13 protein-coding genes are annotated in these 15,909 nt (G+C 73.6%); 5 read left to right on the top strand and 8 right to left on the bottom strand.

The genetic code is table 11. The features are described 5' to 3' along the window. Nucleotides 1-204 precede the first annotated feature (204 nt). The 4 genes from ACIPXC_RS34510 to fusA form a co-directional block, all read right to left on the bottom strand. A complete protein-coding gene (locus ACIPXC_RS34510; protein WP_401626316.1) occupies nucleotides 205-2,208 on the bottom strand; it encodes an RICIN domain-containing protein in 2,004 nt (667 codons plus the stop codon). A gap of 547 nt (nucleotides 2,209-2,755) precedes the next feature. Continuing rightward, nucleotides 2,756-3,649, bottom strand: coding sequence for a sigma-70 family RNA polymerase sigma factor (locus ACIPXC_RS34505; protein WP_401626314.1), 894 nt, complete (start codon nucleotides 3,647-3,649; stop codon nucleotides 2,756-2,758). 90 nt (nucleotides 3,650-3,739) lie between these two features. Next, a complete protein-coding gene (locus tag ACIPXC_RS34500) occupies nucleotides 3,740-4,444 on the bottom strand; it encodes a DsbA family protein (RefSeq protein WP_401626311.1) in 705 nt (234 codons plus the stop codon). 175 nt (nucleotides 4,445-4,619) lie between these two features. After that, entirely contained in the window at nucleotides 4,620-6,698 is a 2,079-nt protein-coding gene (gene fusA / locus ACIPXC_RS34495) for an elongation factor G (RefSeq protein ID WP_401626308.1), read from the bottom strand. A 461-nt stretch (nucleotides 6,699-7,159) separates the two neighbouring features. Here fusA and ACIPXC_RS34490 point away from each other — a divergent pair, with 461 nt between their 5' ends. Next, the gene (locus tag ACIPXC_RS34490; protein WP_401626305.1) at nucleotides 7,160-7,399 is read left to right on the top strand and encodes a hypothetical protein; all 240 of its coding nucleotides are present in this window, start codon (nucleotides 7,160-7,162) and stop codon (nucleotides 7,397-7,399) included. Nucleotides 7,400-7,411: 12 nt separating this feature from the next. Further along, nucleotides 7,412-7,711: a hypothetical protein gene (locus ACIPXC_RS34485; RefSeq protein ID WP_401626303.1), complete on the top strand. Its 300-nt coding sequence runs from the start codon at nucleotides 7,412-7,414 to the stop codon at nucleotides 7,709-7,711. 84 nt (nucleotides 7,712-7,795) lie between these two features. Here ACIPXC_RS34485 and ACIPXC_RS34480 read toward each other — a convergent pair whose 3' ends face one another. The 3 genes from ACIPXC_RS34480 to ACIPXC_RS34470 all read right to left on the bottom strand — a co-directional run bounded on the left by ACIPXC_RS34480 (nucleotide 7,796) and on the right by ACIPXC_RS34470 (nucleotide 10,970). Further along, nucleotides 7,796-8,434, bottom strand: coding sequence for a GNAT family N-acetyltransferase (locus tag ACIPXC_RS34480; protein ID WP_401626300.1), 639 nt, complete (start codon nucleotides 8,432-8,434; stop codon nucleotides 7,796-7,798). A gap of 399 nt (nucleotides 8,435-8,833) precedes the next feature. Then, complete coding sequence (locus tag ACIPXC_RS34475) at nucleotides 8,834-10,204, bottom strand: sensor histidine kinase (RefSeq protein ID WP_401626322.1); 1,371 nt, start codon at nucleotides 10,202-10,204, stop codon at nucleotides 8,834-8,836. A gap of 85 nt (nucleotides 10,205-10,289) precedes the next feature. After that, nucleotides 10,290-10,970 carry a response regulator transcription factor gene (locus ACIPXC_RS34470; protein ID WP_401626297.1) on the bottom strand — a complete coding sequence of 227 codons (681 nt, stop codon included), beginning with the start codon at nucleotides 10,968-10,970 and terminating at the stop codon, nucleotides 10,290-10,292. A 136-nt stretch (nucleotides 10,971-11,106) separates the two neighbouring features. On the opposite strand from ACIPXC_RS34470, the gene ACIPXC_RS34465 reads away from it, so the two are divergent. Next, the gene (locus ACIPXC_RS34465; RefSeq protein WP_401626295.1) at nucleotides 11,107-11,733 is read left to right on the top strand and encodes a hypothetical protein; all 627 of its coding nucleotides are present in this window, start codon (nucleotides 11,107-11,109) and stop codon (nucleotides 11,731-11,733) included. Between the two features lie 18 nt (nucleotides 11,734-11,751). Here ACIPXC_RS34465 and ACIPXC_RS34460 read toward each other — a convergent pair whose 3' ends face one another. Continuing rightward, a complete protein-coding gene (locus ACIPXC_RS34460) occupies nucleotides 11,752-13,005 on the bottom strand; it encodes an FAD-dependent monooxygenase (RefSeq protein ID WP_401626292.1) in 1,254 nt (417 codons plus the stop codon). Nucleotides 13,006-13,541: 536 nt separating this feature from the next. Here ACIPXC_RS34460 and ACIPXC_RS34455 point away from each other — a divergent pair. Continuing rightward, nucleotides 13,542-14,117, top strand: a complete 576-nt coding sequence (locus ACIPXC_RS34455; RefSeq protein ID WP_392578500.1) for an RNA polymerase sigma factor — start codon at nucleotides 13,542-13,544, stop codon at nucleotides 14,115-14,117. An 857-nt stretch (nucleotides 14,118-14,974) separates the two neighbouring features. Then, a complete protein-coding gene (locus ACIPXC_RS34450) occupies nucleotides 14,975-15,820 on the top strand; it encodes an IclR family transcriptional regulator (protein ID WP_401626319.1) in 846 nt (281 codons plus the stop codon). Nucleotides 15,821-15,909: the final 89 nt, after the last annotated feature.

Genomic DNA, 15,909 nt, shown 5'->3' with positions numbered 1-15,909 from the left:
CCTGAGGGGTCCCGCGGGGGGGGGGGGGGGGGGGGGCGCGGGGTGTGGGGGGCCGGGGGGGGGGGGGCCGGGGGGGGGGGGGGGGGCCCCCGGGGGCGCGCCCGCGGGGGGGCGCCCCCCCCCCGGCGCGGGATCACGGCGTCACGGGGTGGTCCCGGCGCCCGGGCGTGGGTTGCGCCCGGGCACCGGGCGTGGTGGCAGTGGTCAGCCGGACTTCTGGAGGGTCCAGGCCTGCGCCGCGCGGCCGTCCGCGCGCTGGAGGTCCAGCAGCCAGTTCCCGTAGTACGGGCGGTTGCTGACGGTGAGGGCGAAGCCGCCGCTCGGGTCGGTGACGGTGACCGTGCTGCCGCGGGACGTCAGCTTCCAGGCCTGCGCGCCGTTGTTCCTGTCGCAGGGCTGCTGGGAGACCCACATGCCCGGGGCGGGGGAGCTGCCCGGCTGGAGGCACTTGCCGGAGACCGCGGACTTGATGCGGACCTGTCCGTTGCCGGCGTCGTCGAAGTACCACTGCTGCTGGGCGTAGCCGTTGGCGCGGCCACCGACGAGCACGGTGCCGTCGGCGGTGCGTCCGCCCCAGACCTCCGCGGCCATGCCGGTGCTGCCGTTGCCGAGCGTGTAGCGGCTGCCCGGGGTGGTCGCTCCGCCGCCGGTGCCGCTCGTACGGAAGGTCGCGGCCTTGCCGGGCCCGCTGTCGCGGCCGGAGGCGTCACGGGCCGAGACGGTCACCGAGTACGAGGTGCTGGGCTGGAGGTTGTAGATGCGCAGCACCTGCGACTGGACCCAGACCAGGTGCTTGCCGTTCAGCATCACCTGGTACCAGGCGGTGCCCTCGACCTTGGGCCAGCTCACGACGACGGAGTTGGACTGGATCTGGGCCGCGGTCGCGGTCGGCCCGCCCGTGGGCTTCTTCGTCGGGGTCGGGCTGGGCTTCTTCGTGGGCGTCGGATTCGGGTTGGGACCGGGGTCCGTGCCGCCGCCACCACCCTTGTTCTTCATCAGGAACTGGTTGTCGGCGATGTTCCAGTGCGTGGCCAGGTAGCTGCCGGGCTTGGGATTGGTGTGGAAGTAGTCATCGTGGTTGCAGTCCAGGATGTTCTCGGACGCCTTGTTGGTGCAGACGTTGCGCATCTTCGGGTAGTACGGGGTGTCCGAGTAGCACATGACGTCGTACTCGTCGGTGCAGTGCGCGCCGCGGCTGGTGTTCGGGGCGCTGTTGTTGACCGCGCCCAGGTTGTGGCCGAGTTCGTGCGCGGCGGTGTGCCCGCCCCAGCAGCCCGAGTCCGTGCGCCCGTAGGACGGGCCGAAGTTGCTCTGGTTCGCCTGGCCGGGACGCTCGTCGCCCGCGAAGGTGCCGATGCCGCAGTAGACCTGGCTGTCGGCGAAGATCATGTACTTGCGGTCGCGGCGGTCGAGGCCCTTGGCGGCCAGCGCCTTGTTGGTCGCGCTGAACTCGGCCAGGGCGTTGGCCGGGAGCTCGATGTTGAGCACGGTGGGGGTGCAGTCCGCGGCGGTGACGTAGCGGATGTGCCGGACGCCGCCGGTCTCCTTGGCACTCGCCGAGTAGATGAGGTCGGCGTCGGCCGCCCACTTGCGGAACGAGGCGACGTACTCGGAGTAGCGGTCCTTGCCGGGGGCGTGGACGTACACGACCTGCACGCGGTTGCCGGTGCTGCCGTCGCCGTCGCACTGGACCGTCTGGCCCGCGGGGCCCGCGGCGACGGCCTGGCCGCCCTCCGCCGCGGCAGGCTGGGGCGCGGCGTCCTTGGTGCCCGCGGCGTCGGCCGCAGGCGCGTCCTGAGGACGCCCGCCGCCTTCCTTGCTGGCGGGGTCGTCGGTGGAGGGCTTGGCCGGATCGGCCGCCGGGGCCGTCTCCTTGACGGCCGGCGGGACGTCCTTGGTGATGTCGACGCCCTTGGGCGGTGCGTCGGGACCGTGGGTGCAGTGCCCGTCGCCGGTGCGGTAGACGCCTACGCAGCGGTCGCCCTTGGGGGCGGGCTGCAGACCGTCGTAGATCAGGCCGCGGGTGTTCTCGTTGGCCGGCGCGGCGGACAGGGGTTCCGGCTCCTGGTCGCGGGCGGGGGCGGCGGCCGGAGCGGAGGCCGCGGCCTCGACGGATCCGGCGGCCTGGGCACCGTCGCCGAGCCCGGAGTAGGCGATGCCCGCGGCGATCACCGCTCCCGCGGCCACGGCGGCGGTGGCGAGTATCAACCGCCGGGGTTTACGGCGGTGGGGGGTGGCAGCGCGTCTGCGACGTCCTGTCATGGGCACCTCAAATCGTTGTCGTACTGGTGGGGTGCGCGGAAGCCTGCCAGACGAATGCCGCGGAGAATTCGGACAAACGGGGGCGCGGTTCGAGAAATCATTCCGTTACCTGTCGGCATGATTTGACGAACCCTCAACTGTCAATAAAAGCAAGGGTGTTACGCGCGTTGCGAGGTAAAGGTCCAGTCCTTTCCGGGCGGGTTGTTATCAAATCGAGATATGAAGCGGAAGCTTGTTGACGGGAATTCAGTCAGGAATTCACCTAATTACTACCTGGTGAATTCCCTTCGTCACGAGGGGTGAGGGACCGTTGCCCTCGAAGCCGCCCCACTGTCCGCCGGCTCCCCCACGGGGCCCGCCGGCTGCCGATACCCGCCGGTTTGCACCGCCTCAAGTGCCGTGGCCGCCCGAGGGGGTGACTGTGTGCCGGACCGGGCCGGAACCGCCCCGTGCGTCGGAGCGGCGGGGCGGTGCGACGGGGCCGGGTGGCCGCTCAGGCCTCGACGGCGCTGAGATCGATGCGCGCGAGACGCTCGGGGTCGGTGAGGATGTCGAGCGCGACGATCCTGCCGTCCCTGACGGTGAAGGCCATGACCGACAGCGCCCGGCCCTCCGCCAGCGCGACCACCCCGGGCAGCCCGTTGACCAGCGCGGGACGCGCCGCCTCGGCGAGGCGGGCGAAGGTGATCGCCTGCGAGGCGACCCCGGCCGCGCCGCGACGGACCAGGGAGGGGCGCAGCGCACCGCCGTCCGAGCGGGCCACGACCTCCGGGTCGAGGACCGCGACGAGGGCGTCGAAGTCCCCGCCGCGCGCGGCGGCGAGGAACGCGTCGGCGACGGCGCGCAGCCTGGCCCGGTCCGGATCGGGAGAGGGAACGGCGCCCTGCACCCGGCGGCGGCCACGGCTGGCGAGCTGTCGCGTCGCGGCCGTGCTGCGCCCGAGGACCGGGGCGATCTCGTCGAAGGGGACGGCGAACAGGTCGTGCAGGACGAAAGCCAGGCGCTCGGCGGGTGCGAGCGTCTCCAGGACCACCATCAGGGCGATCCCGACCGAGTCGGCCAGGAGGGCCTCCTGCTCCGGGTCGAGGCCGTCCGCCCCGCTGACGATCGGGTCGGGCAGCCGGACCCGCCCGTCCTGGTCTTCCAGCGGATCCTCCCGCCGGGCCGTGCGCGAACGCAGCATGTCCAGACACACCCGCCCCACCACGGTGGTCAGCCAACCGCCCAGGTTCTCCACCGCGCCGGCATCGGAACGGCTCAGCCGGAGCCACGCCTCCTGTACCGCGTCCTCCGCCTCGCTGAGCGAACCCAGCATCCGGTAGGCCACCGCCCGCAGATGCGGCCGGTGCTCCTCGAACCGTCGCGCCGGCGACTCCGTCCCGCTCACCCGTCACATCCCCGTGTCAGAAGTCCGGTCCGGAGCCGGACGACAGCCGACCCCGACGGACAGTGTGCGCAGCGTGGTCGGCGTGACGCACTACGCCGTGGCGGCAGCCTTCCGCAGGCGGCGGTAGAGGCGGTCGCGGTCGTCATAGAGGCCGCGGCTGTCCGTACCGACCAGAGATCCGTTGATCGCCATGGTCGGGGTGCCCTCGACCTCGGACTTGTCGAGCGCCTCGTCGGAGGCCTCCACGAACTCCCGGTGCTTCGTCTCCAGCACGGCCGCGTCGAACTCCGGGCCGCGCAGCCCCGGGACCTTCCCGGCCAGGGTCAGCAGCCGGTCCCGCGTGAAGCCGCCCGACCTTCGCACCTTCGCCTGGTGGCGGTAGAGCAGTTCGTGGTATTCGGCGAACTTGCCGTGGTCCACGGCGGCGCGCAGCGCGTTCGCGGCGAACTTCGACCCCGGGCCGAGGAAGGAGCCCAGGGTGAACTGGAGCTGCAGCGCGTCGTTGCGGGCCGCCTGTTTCAGGTAGGGCCCGTTGCCGTCCAGCTCGAACTCGGCGCAGGCAGGACAGCTCAGGTCCTCGTAGACCCGGACCGAGAGGGGAGCGGACGGGTTGCCGATCACGATGGTGGTGCCGTCCGGGGCCAGCGACTCCGGGGCGGCGGGCAGGTCCGCGTCCGACGGGACGTCGAGCGGGTGGTCGCCCTGCGGGCCCCGCCCGGTGCAGGCACCGACGGACGACGCCACGACGATGGCCGCGGCCGCACCCAGGAACACGCGTCTACTTCTGACCTGCATGAATACCCTTTCCCCCTGATCAACAGGGAGACCTTACGCGCTCCCGCGCCCCACTGCGCACCGGGTTTTCCCGGAGCGCGCACGCCGCACGCCCCGCCACAACCGCTCCGCCCACCCCTCGCTCGCACCCGGCCCGCCTCCCGGAGCCGGGAGGCGGGCCGGGGTGGCGCACCGGTCACCGGGCCGGCAGGCCACCCGCCACCGAGGCCGGGACCGGCGCCAGACCGGCCGGCCTGGTGGTGAAAACGCCCCGGCCCTGGGTCCGGCCCCGCAGCCGGGACGCGTACCCGAACAGCTCGGCCAGCGGCACGATCGCCGTGATCACCGCACTGCCCGCCTCGGAGGCCTGGCCCGAGACCCGGCCGCGGCGGGCGGCCAGGTCACCCAGTACGCCCCCGACGCCGTCCTCCGGGACGCTCACCGTGACCTCCACGACCGGCTCCAGCAGCTCCACCGTGCTGAGCCGCAGCGCTTCGCGCAGCCCGAACCGGCCCGCCGCCCGGAACGCCATCTCCGAGGAGTCCTTGGAGTGGGTCGCCCCGTCGGTGAGCGTGACGCGCAGCCCCGTCACCGGGTACCCGCCCAGCGGGCCCGCGACGAGCGCGTCCCGGCAGCCGGCCTCCACGGCACGCGCGTACTCCTGCGGCACCCGGCCGCCGACGACCGTCGAGCGGAACTCGAAGACCGGCTCCTCCAGCGGCTCGACGTCCAGCACGACGTGCGCGAACTGGCCCGCGCCACCGTCCTGTTTGACGTGCCGGTGGACCAGGCCGGTCACCCCGCGCACGACGGTCTCCCGGTACGAGACCTGCGGGCGGCCCACGACGACCTCCACCCCGTGGCCGCGGCGGATCTTCTCCACCGCCACCTCCAGGTGCAGTTCGCCCAGCCCCGACAGCACGGTCTGCCCCGACTCCGGGTCGGACCGCACCACCAGTGAGGGGTCCTCCTCGGCCAGCCGCGCGAGTGCCGTCGCCAGCCGGCCGGTGTCGGCGTTGCCGCGCGCCTCCACCGCCACCGACACCACCGGCTCGGCCACGGTGGGCGGTTCGAGCAGGAGCGGCGCGCCGGGGGTGCACAGGGTCGTGCCCGCCCGGGCGGACCGGAGCCCGATCACGGCGACGATGTCACCGGCCACCGCCTCCTCCCTGTCCTCGTGCCGGTCGGCCTGCACCCGCAGGATCCGGCCCACCCGTTCCGTACGGCCCGTGGCCGCGTCCAGGACCGTCGCGCCCTTGCGCAGGGTGCCCGCGTAGACCCGCAGGTACGTGAGCCGCCCCGTCGCCGTGGCCGTCACCTTGAAGGCGAGGGCCGTGAACGGCTCCGCCGGGTCGGGGGCGCGCTCCTGCTCCGCGCCGTCCGCCGTACCGCGCACCGGCGGCATGTCGGCGGGCGCCGGCAGGTACGCGACGACCGCGTCCAGCAGCGGCTCGATCCCGCGGTTCCGGTACGCCGAGCCGCACAGCACCACGACGCCGTCCCCGCGCAGCGTCAGCTCGCGCAGGGCCCGCGACAGGGTCCCGTCGCTCAGGGCGGAATCCGCGCAGAACTCCTCCAGGGCCTCGGCGTGCAGCTCAGCCACCGTCTCCTCCAGCAGCCGGCGCCGCCGGCCGGTTTCCTCCCGCAGCGGTTCGGGGACCGGCCCCGACTCGAAGTCGGCGGAGCCGGTCCGCCAGCGCAGCGCACGCATGGTCACCAGGTCGACGACCCCGGTGAAGTCGTCCTCCTGACCGATGGGCAGCTGGACCACCAGGGGTACGACGTCCAGACGCCGGCGGATCGACGCGACGGCTGTGTCGAGGTCGGCACCCGCCCGGTCCAGCTTGTTGACGAACGCGATCCGCGGCACACCGTGCCGGTCCGCCTGCCGCCACACCGTCTCGCTCTGCGGTTCGACCCCGGCGACGGCGTCGAAGACGGCGACGGCTCCGTCGAGAACCCGCAGGGAGCGCTCCACCTCGTCGGAGAAGTCGACGTGGCCGGGGGTGTCGATCAGATTGACGTGGTGCCCGCCCCAGGCACAGCTGACGGCCGCGGCGAAGATGGTGATGCCGCGGTCGCGTTCCTGCGGGTCGTAGTCGGTGACGGTCGTGCCGTGGTGCACCTCGCCGCGCTTGTGGATGGCACCGGTCGCGAACAGGATCCGCTCGGTGATCGTGGTCTTGCCGGCGTCGACGTGGGCGAGGATGCCCAGGTTGCGGACCGCGGTGAGGGCAGGGGAAGTGGTGGCAGGGGGGCGTCCGTTGGCGCGCATGGCCCAAGGCCTTTCGAGTGAAGAGATGAAGAGGGCGGCGCGAATTGCCTGACGACAGCCCCGTGACCCACGACCGGCAGCCGTGGCCGGCCGTCCCGCCCGGAGCGGGTCCGGGCGGGCGGTGGCGTACGGAAGGCAGCGGAGGGGACGGGACCTAGACGTGCGTCACGGGCATGCGGTGACGGCCGCGCAGCCGGCACCGGGCGTCACGAGACACCGGCATCACGTCGTACCGGGACGGGGGAGCGAAGGCCGCGGTGCGGTACGTGCACATGGCGCTGCTCCCCTTCTCTTCTGACTCGGCTTGAGGCGCGCAGTGCCCTTTCGGCAGCGCGTACGGCGAGTTTAGGGAGGGGACGGGGCCGGAGCACCGCATTTTTCCGGGAACCGCGTGTTACCGTGAGTAGCGAGTGTCTACGGAAAGTGGCATCCTGTATCGCCTTCGGGGAGCCGTCGTGTCCATGCTGCTGATCAGAGGGTCCTTCCGGGTGGACGACGGTGCCGAGCCGGACGGCGACACCCTTCCCTTCATCCCCGACGACGTGGCGGACTGGAAGCTCGTCGGCGGTCGCGCCGAAGTCGTCCCCAAGGCGGACGGCAGGACCCGGACCGGGCTGCACAGCCTGATCGAGATCAGCGAGGACGGCAAGGTCCTGCGCATACCCCGCCCCTCCGACCAGATCCTGTTCCTCGACAAGTGACGGAGGCCAGTCATGTATGCGGTGATCCGGCGTTACGAAGGGGTGACCGACCCCGCCGAGGCGGGACGCCTGGTGGACGAGGGGTTCGTGCCCCTCCTCCGCCGGGTCCCGGGATTCGTGGCCTACTACTGGGTCGACGCCGGGGACGGCGTGATGGTGTCGACCAGCGTCTACGAGGACCGGGCCGGGACCGAGGAATCGGTCAGGAGGGCTGCGGACTTCGTACGGGAGCACCTCGCGTCGCTGCTCCCCAACCCTCCCCAGGTCACGGCCGGCCAGGTGGTGGCCGCCGGACGGTGGCCCACCGGGTAGCGGTCCGCCGTCCGATGGAAGGCCGGAACCGGGCGCCGGTCGGACCGGTCCCGTCGGCACGGCCCGATCGCAACGGCATCCCTACTACGGGGCGGTGACCGCCACGGCGGCCGGGAGCACGGCGGGGCGGTCCAGGAAGGCGAGGACGGCCCGCTTCTCGGGGAGGTGCACCTCGGGCAGGTCGATCTCCGGCAGGGTGATCTCGCCCTGACTGACAAAACCGAGCCGGTTCATCAGGGCGACGGCCTTGCCGTTGAGGGCGTCGGGCTCGGCCACCGCCCGCAGGACGGCCGGGTCGCGGAAGGTGAACCGGATGAGCGACCCGATCAGGGTCCGGCTGAACCCGGGCCGGGGCCGGCCGGCCGCCGGAGCCAGCATCAGATGCACGCCGATGTCGCCCTCCCGCACCGGGTAGCACTCGCTGATCCGGTCCTCGGACGGCTGGTACGTCTGGAAGAGCGCCACCGGCTCGTCGTCCAGCCGCACCATGAACGCGTGGTGGGTGTCGCGGCGGTCCACGTCCTCGTAGATCTCCTGGACCAGTTCCCGGCTGGCGCCGTTCATGCCCCAGAACTGTGCACGCTCCTCGATGACCCACGAGTGCAGCACGGCGGAGTCCGCGACGGGATCGACCGGGGTGAAGCGGACCGTGCCGAATCCTTCGACGGTCTCGGTCAGGACGTCGGCGCGCGAGGAGGCGAGGGCGGTGGACTCGGGTCTCATACGGATTCCGGTTTCTGCTCGGTGGGCCCGACGGCGCGAAGCACTCACGAGGCCCCGGTTAGGGTGACCTAACTATAGGGGTCCCTGTAAGGCGCTCCGCACCGGCCCCCGCTCAGGAACGGCCTGCGAAATCGGCCGGGATGCCTGCCACGCCGCCGATGCGGGTGGTCACCCGTGTCGGCGGCCGCAGGCCGGGCACAAGCGCCGCATGACCTTTCTCCTGCTGTTCCTGCTGCCCCTCGGCCTGGTCCTCGTACTGCTGACGACCGGTCACCCGCGCGAGCACGGCCGGCACCGCCAGACCCGCTGAACGGACACCGGGCGCCGCGCGGTCTGGCCCGCGCGGTCCTGCCCACGGGGCCGGGCCCGTCAGGCCCGGGCCCGTCAGGCCCGGGCCCGTCAGGCCCGGGGCGTCAACGGCAGTCTGAGCACCAGCCGGGCGCCGCTCGGGCAGTCCTCCGCCGTCAGCGTTCCCCCGTGGTGCGTACTCAGGTCGCGCGCGATGGCCAGACCCAGGCCGGCCCCGCCGTGGTCGCGGCTGCGCGAGTCGTCGAGCCGTGCGAACCGTTCGAAGACCCGCTCCCGGTCGGCCGCGGGGATCCCCGGCCCGTCGTCGACCACCTCCAGTACGGCCGTACCCGGCACGGCGTTGCCACCGGTGGTCCGCAGCGTGACCTCCACGCCGCCGCGGGCGAACCGCTGCGCGTTGTCGACCAGGTTGGTGACGATACGGCCGAGCCACAGCGCGCCGGCGGTGACCTCGACAGCGGCGGCCAGGTCCGTCCGTACGGGCACCCGGTCGCCGAGCCGCGCCTCCAGCACCTCGCGCACCAGGGCGCCCAGGTCCAGCGGCACGGCCGCCACGGGCTGGGCCGCGTCGATCCGGGCGAGCAGCAGCAGATCCCCCGCGAGGTGCTGGAGCCGCTCGATGTCCTCCAGGGCCCCACCGATCAGTTCGGGCCACAGCTCCGGGTCCCGGACGGCCAGCGCCACCTCCAACTGCGTGCGCAGAACGGTGATGGGGCTGCGCAGTTCGTGCGAGGCGTCGGCGATGAACTGCCGCTGACGGATGCCGGACGCCTCCAGCCGGTCCAGCGTGGCGTTCATGGTCTCGGCGAGCCGGGCGACCTCGTCACGGGTCGCGGGAACCGGCACCCGGCGGTGCAGGTCCCGGTCGGAGATCCCGGCGACCTCGGCGCGGATCGCCTCCACCGGACGGAGCGCGTGCCCGGTCACCCGCCAGGTCACCAGGACGACGGTGGCCAGGAGCAGCGGCATGCCGATCACCAGCGCGGCGGTGGTGGTGTCGTCGGCCGCGTCCGCGTCCCGCAGCGAGGCCCCGGCGTAGACGGTGGCCGGGCCGTCCGGAGTCTGCGTGACGACCTGCACGACCCGCTGACGGTGATCGCCGTCGACCGGACGGACCCGCCAGGTGTGCAGCCGGGTCCCCGGCGTCCCGGGCGGGGCCGGCGGGAAGGCGGGCATCCCGACGAGGTTCGGACTGGAGTACAGCACCCGCCCGTCCGCGCTCACCACCTGTACGAACTCGACGGCGCGGCCCGGCGGGCGGGCCCGGCCGAGCCGGCCGGTGGCGGCGAGCTGCGCCACGGTCTCGGCCTGTCGGCGGGCGTCGTTCTCCGCGTTGCGCAGCAGGTTGGCCTCCAGGAGCCCGAGCAGGGCGAACGAGGCGAGCGCCAGCGCCGCGGCCACCACCAGGCCCGCACCCACGGTGGCCCGGGCCCGGACCGTGGTGGGCCGGAGCCGGCGCAGGAGCGGCCACCGGTCGAGGACGGCACCGGGGAGCCGGCGCAGGAACTCGCCCACGTGCCCGGGGCGGCGGGAGGGCCCGGCGGATTCAGCCACCGTCGGCCGCCAGCCGGTATCCGGCGCCGCGTACGGTCTCCAACGCGGCCCGGCCGAACGGGGCGTCGACCTTGCGACGGACCGCGCTGACGTGGACCTCGACCACGTTGGGGTCACCGTCGAAGGCGGTGTCCCACACCTGATCCAGGATGTCCCGCTTGGAAACCACCTCGCCGGAGCGGCGGCCCAGGTACTCGAGTATCGCGAACTCCCTGGCGGTGAGCCGGATCTCGGTACCGCCGCGGGAGCAGGTGTGCCGGGCCGGATCGATCAGCAGGTCGCCGAACCGCATCACTTGCGGGCGCCGGCCACCACCCGTACGCCGGCCGAGCGCACGCAGCCGGGCGACGAGCACCAGATAGGAGAACGGCTTGGACAGGAAGTCGTCGGCCCCCGTGTCCAGGGCCTCCGCTTCGTCGTATTCGCCGTCCTTGGCCGTGAGCATCAGGATCCCCGACTCGTTGCCGGCCGCGCGCAGCTTCGCGCAGACCCGGTAGCCGTTCAGCCCGGGCAGCATGATGTCGAGGACGATGAGGTCGTAGTCGTGCTCGGTGGCCATCCACAGGCCCTGGGACCCGTCGTGGGCCACGTCCACCGAGAACCCCTCCGACTGCAGACCCCGTTGCAGGGCCACGGCGAGCCGTCGTTCGTCCTCCACCACCAGTACGCGCATGCCGCACAGCATCGCAGGCTCCCCCGACGCCCGGCTGAAGAGGTCTTCAGGTGGCTTCAGCCGGGCTTCAGCATTCCCTCAGCATGCTCTGGGACGAGCCGGGCACCCGCGCCCGGCTGCCCGGAGGAGTAGCCGTATGTCTGAATCCGTTCCGCCGCCGCCCGAGCAGCTGTCCGAGAACGCCCCGGAGGCCGGTGCCCGCAAGCGCGAGCGCGTGGTCCTGTCCCGGCTGGTGCCCCGCAGCAGGCGCGCCCGATGGGGCGTGGCGGGCGCGGCCGTGGTGGTCGTGGGCGCCGGGGTCACCGCGGTCGCCGTGGCCGAGCACCACGACCACCACGTGCGCGCCGACCGGGGTGCGCACACCTTCCGCTGGGAGGGCGGGCCCGAGCGGGGGCCGCACGGTGGGGCGCCCGGTGGTGAGCGCGCACGGAAGGGTCACGGTGGCGAGGACGGCCCCGCGGTGCGGGAGCGGTTCGGCCGCCCCGAGGCCCCCGGCCTCCCGGGCCGGGCCGAGCGGCGTGACGGTCCCGGCAAGGGGGCCCAGGCGCCCGCGCCGCTGCCCTCCCTGTCCATCGGCGACGCGGCCGACAAGGCCGCCGCGGCCGTGCAGGGCGGGAAGGTGGAGAGCCTGCGCGCGGTGGCCCAGGAGGGCGGCGGGGGCGCCTGGCGGGCCGTGGTCCTCGGCCCCGACGGTGTCCGGCACGCCGTCACGGTGTCCGGCACGGACGGCACGATCACCGGCAACACCACCCTCGGCGGATAACCCCGGCACCACCGCCGCCTACGGGGCCATCGCACGGCCCCCGATCCCGGGGGCCCCGTCGAGCTGGCCCCGCCACCAGGCGGCCATCCCGTCGCCGTCCATGGCCGCCCAGGCCGGGGTCCGCTCCACCTGGGCCCGGCCCAGGCGGCGGGCCAGCGCGACCAGCTCCCGGCCGGCGGCCCCGCGGGCCCGGTGGTAGCCGTCCAGCAGTTCCTCGAAGGAGTCCGAGCGGCGCCAGCCGTCCGCGAGGGCGGTCGCGTCCTGGAGGGCCTTGGCGGCTCCGCTCGTGTTGTGCGGGCGCACGACGCCGGCGGCGTCACCGGCGAGCAGCAGGCGCCCCCCGGCGGTGTGGGTCGCCTCCAGGTCGTAGATGGGCTGGACGAAGGTGTCCGCCGGGTCGGTCAGCGCGAGTACCCGCCGCCAGTACGGCGGGAACTCCCGCTCCAGCAACGCGTCGAGGTGTTCCGCGAGCCCCGGCGTCAGTGCACCCGGGGGGAAGCTCGTGGGGTCGTCGAGGCGCAGTCGCCCGTCCTGCGGGGGAGCGGCGTACAGCACCCAGTTCACCCGGGGGCCGCCGGGGCCGGGGATGCGGTAGACGACGCAGGTGCCGCCCCGGAAGCACACCGTGGTCACCGCATCGGGGAACGGGTCGGCGAGGCCGCCGAGTTCGCCGAGGCGAGCCGCGTCGACGTTCCCGCGCCAGCACACGTACCCCGCGTAGTGCGGGCGGGAGTCGGCGCACAGCGCCGCACGCACCACCGAGCGGTAGCCGTCCGCGCCCACCACCAGGTCGTACCGCTCCACGGAACCGCCCGCGAGCCGCACCCGGGCGCGGTCACCCTTCCCCTCTGCGGCACCGGCACCGGCACCCGTCCCGGCGGGCTCGACGGCGGTCACCGCCTCGCCCTGCCGGTAGACCACCGCGGCGGGCACGGACTCCCTCAGCCCGCGCCAGAGCAGTCCCCAGTGGTAGGAGTGGAAGGGGAACGGCTGCTGCCAGATCAGCCGGCCGCCCGGCCCCTCGGCGGCGTCGCGGACCACCCAACGGCGCCGCCGGAGCGGATGTGCGGCGATGCCCTCGGGCAGGGCGCCGCTCGCCCGGAGTTCGACGGCCCGCTCGTCGTGCACGCACAGCCCGACGCCACGGTCCTCCAGTCGGCCGCTCGTCCGCTCCAGGACCACGACCTGCCCGGCGCCCGCCCGCGCGAGTGCCGCGGCGACCGCGCAGCCTGCGATGCTCCCGCCGATCACCGCTACCGTTCCGCCCCGCACAACCGCCTCCTGACCGCCCGCTGTCGAACGACCGCCCGCGCCCCGCGCCGAGCCGTCCCGGGCCGACCACGTTACCGACCGTCCGCAGTGCCGTGACCGGTGTGATGAGCGGCCCGCCGGCCGGGGGCGTGCGCGGGGGGCCAGGGGCGCGCGGGGAAGCGAATGCGCTTCGTTCCCGGGATTTCCGAAGACCGCCTTGCACGATCGGGCCCGGTTTCCGATGGGGTGATGAGTGGGAGCGCCGTCGCTCCACGGCTGCTGGTGCGGGGGCAGGCAGCCGGCCGCATCCGATCCACCGGGAAGGTTCACTCCGACGTGAATGCCGTCGATACGGTCGCCCTTGCGCTGTTGGTCACCACCGCGGTCAGCGTTGTCGCCATCGATGTGTTCCGGGCGCGAGTGCGCCTGCCGGGCCCCGGGTCGGAGAGAGAGAACGGCGAGCCATCCGCCGGCCGCCGCCCCGCAGTCACCGGATCCCGCCATCGCCGGTACACCGCCACCCCGACGGGCGGCGGCGGACAGCTGTGGGGGAGCGTATGAACGAAGGGGAGGACCCATCGGGAGACCGGGCGGTCTCCAGTGCACTCGCCGGCGTCCTGCCGGTGGAGTTCACCGCTTTCCATTCCCAGCAGCACCGAGCCTATCTGCGCTATGCCCACCTGCAGTTGGGAAACCCCAAGGACGCCGAAGAAGTCGTCGACGACGTGTTCACCTTCCTGCTCAAGGTGTGGCGGCAGGCGCTGAAGGAGGCGAGCCTGCACGGCTTCGCCTGGGCGGTGCTGCGCGAACACGTGGAGCGGAGGCTGGCCGTGCTGGGCAGGCAGGTGGCCATGGTGGAGACGGCCTGGTTCGCGGCGCTGCGCCGCTCCTCACGCGAACGGCTGGAACTGCTGGAGTCGAAACTCGGGCTGTACGCGGCGATCGCGGGCCTGTCGGAGCGGCAGTACGACGTGGTGCTGCTCGCCTTTCTGCTGGGAAACGACTGCGACACGGTCGCCCGGATGATGGGGATCTCCCCCGCCACCGTCCGGTCGCACATCCGCGGCGCACGCCGAACCCTGTCCCGCAAGCTCGGGGTGGACTGGATCCCCGGAGAGGAGAAGGACCAGTGAGCGACGTGCCACGCCACCGCGACATGCCGCTGTGCGAACTGGACGCGTCCCTGGCGGACGCGACGGTCCTCGCGGAGGAGTACGCCGGATACGACGAGGGCGCGGCCCGGCGCCGCATCGCCCGCCGGATCGCCGACGACCGCGCCCGCTCGGCGCCGCCCGGCGATCCGTCCGGGGCGCCCACCGCCCCCGCGTGCGGACCGGCCGACCCGGCCGCCGACGACGACCTCGTCCTCGACGCGGCCTGCCACGTGCGGGCCGCCCGCGGCCTGGACGACCTGACCTGGTGCCTCGTGGAGAGCCGGGACTTCGCCGAACGCGCCCTGGCCGTCGATTCCTGGCCGCACGGCGTGGACTCGGCACTGCTCTTCGGCTGCCTGCTCCACCTCGCCGACCGGACGGAGGGCGCGCAGTTCTGGTTCCAGTACGCCGCCGGGGCGGGCTCGCAGACCGCCGCCCGCTGCCTCTACCTCCACCACCTCTCCCGCGCCGAGGTCGCGACCGCCCAGTACTGGAAACGCCAGGGCAACGCCCTGCCACCCGATGACCATCTGCCGTCCCTGCCGCAGATCCCGCACGACCTCGAAGAGGCCCTCGGAGCCTCGGTGATCTGGACGTCCCCGCCCATCACCACCCAGGACCTCACCTCGCTGACCGGCGGACCGGGCCGGGCCAGGCCGCCACTGCGGCTCCCGGCACGCCTGCGGCGGGCCCTCATGGCGCGCCCCCGCAAGGAGCACCCCGACCTCGGGGAGGTTTTCACCCCCGGCCCGCAGGTCGCCGTGGCCGTCGCGCAGAACGCCCGGCTCAACCCCCTGCACCTCACGGAGCAGGCGAACGGTTGGTCACTGGAAGCGCTGAAACAGCCGCAGCCGACCCCTGCGGCCCGTACGTCCCCCGAGGGACGCCCGGCCCCGGCGGCGCTGGAATCCGTCCACCAGGCGCTGCGCGTCCTGGAGGTCGTCAACCGCTGTTCGAGCGGTGTGAACCTGACACAGATCGCCCGTGAGACGAAGCTGCCGCAACTGGTCCTGGCCCGGGCCGTGGAGCAACTGGTCCGCGCGAGCCTGGCCACGCCGGTGGGAGGGGACGTCTACGTCGCCGGTCACGCGCTGCTGCGGGGCGAGACGGACGGCGTGGAAGGCCGCGGGCATCTGCGCGAGACACTGGCCTGGCTGCGGGACGCGGTCGGAGCCGCCGTCTACGTCGCCCGCTACATCGACGGCGAGGTCGCCATCACCCAGTACGCGGACGGTCCGGCCACGCCCGTGGTCGAGGAGTGGGTCGACTTCCGGGTCGCCGCCCACGCCTCCGCGGTGGGCAAGGCTCTGCTGGCCCAGCTCGACCACGACGACCGGCGGGACCACCTGTCCCGCCACCGGCTCGTGCCCTTCACCCCCCACACCCTCACCAGTCGGCAGGTGCTCTTCCGGCAACTCGACGAGCGCCCGCCCGGCACGCCCCTGCTCGACCTCCAGGAGTACGCACTCGGCACGGTGTGCGCGGCGGTGCCGATCACCGCCGGTCCCAGTCCGGAATGCGTGGCCCTGTCCATCCCGGTCCCCGATCCGGGCCGGCTGAAGCAGGCGGCACGGATCCTGCAGAGCGAGGCGGCCGCGGTCTTACTCGCGCTGATCGTCGCCGGCAGCACCCGGCCCACGGCCCGCAGGCCGGAGGACACCATCCTGTCCACCTCCGCCTGAGTGCCCCGTGCGGGGCCGCCGGGGCCGGCCCCCCCCCGGGGGGGGGCCCCCCCGGGGGCCCCGGGGGGGGGGGGGGGGGGGGGGGGGGA

It is taken from the genome of Streptomyces sp. NPDC090021 (assembly GCF_044748225.1).
GTDB lineage: Bacteria > Actinomycetota > Actinomycetes > Streptomycetales > Streptomycetaceae > Streptomyces.
The sequence above is the reverse complement of the archived record's forward strand: the minus strand, read 5'-3'. Positions and strand labels throughout refer to the sequence as shown.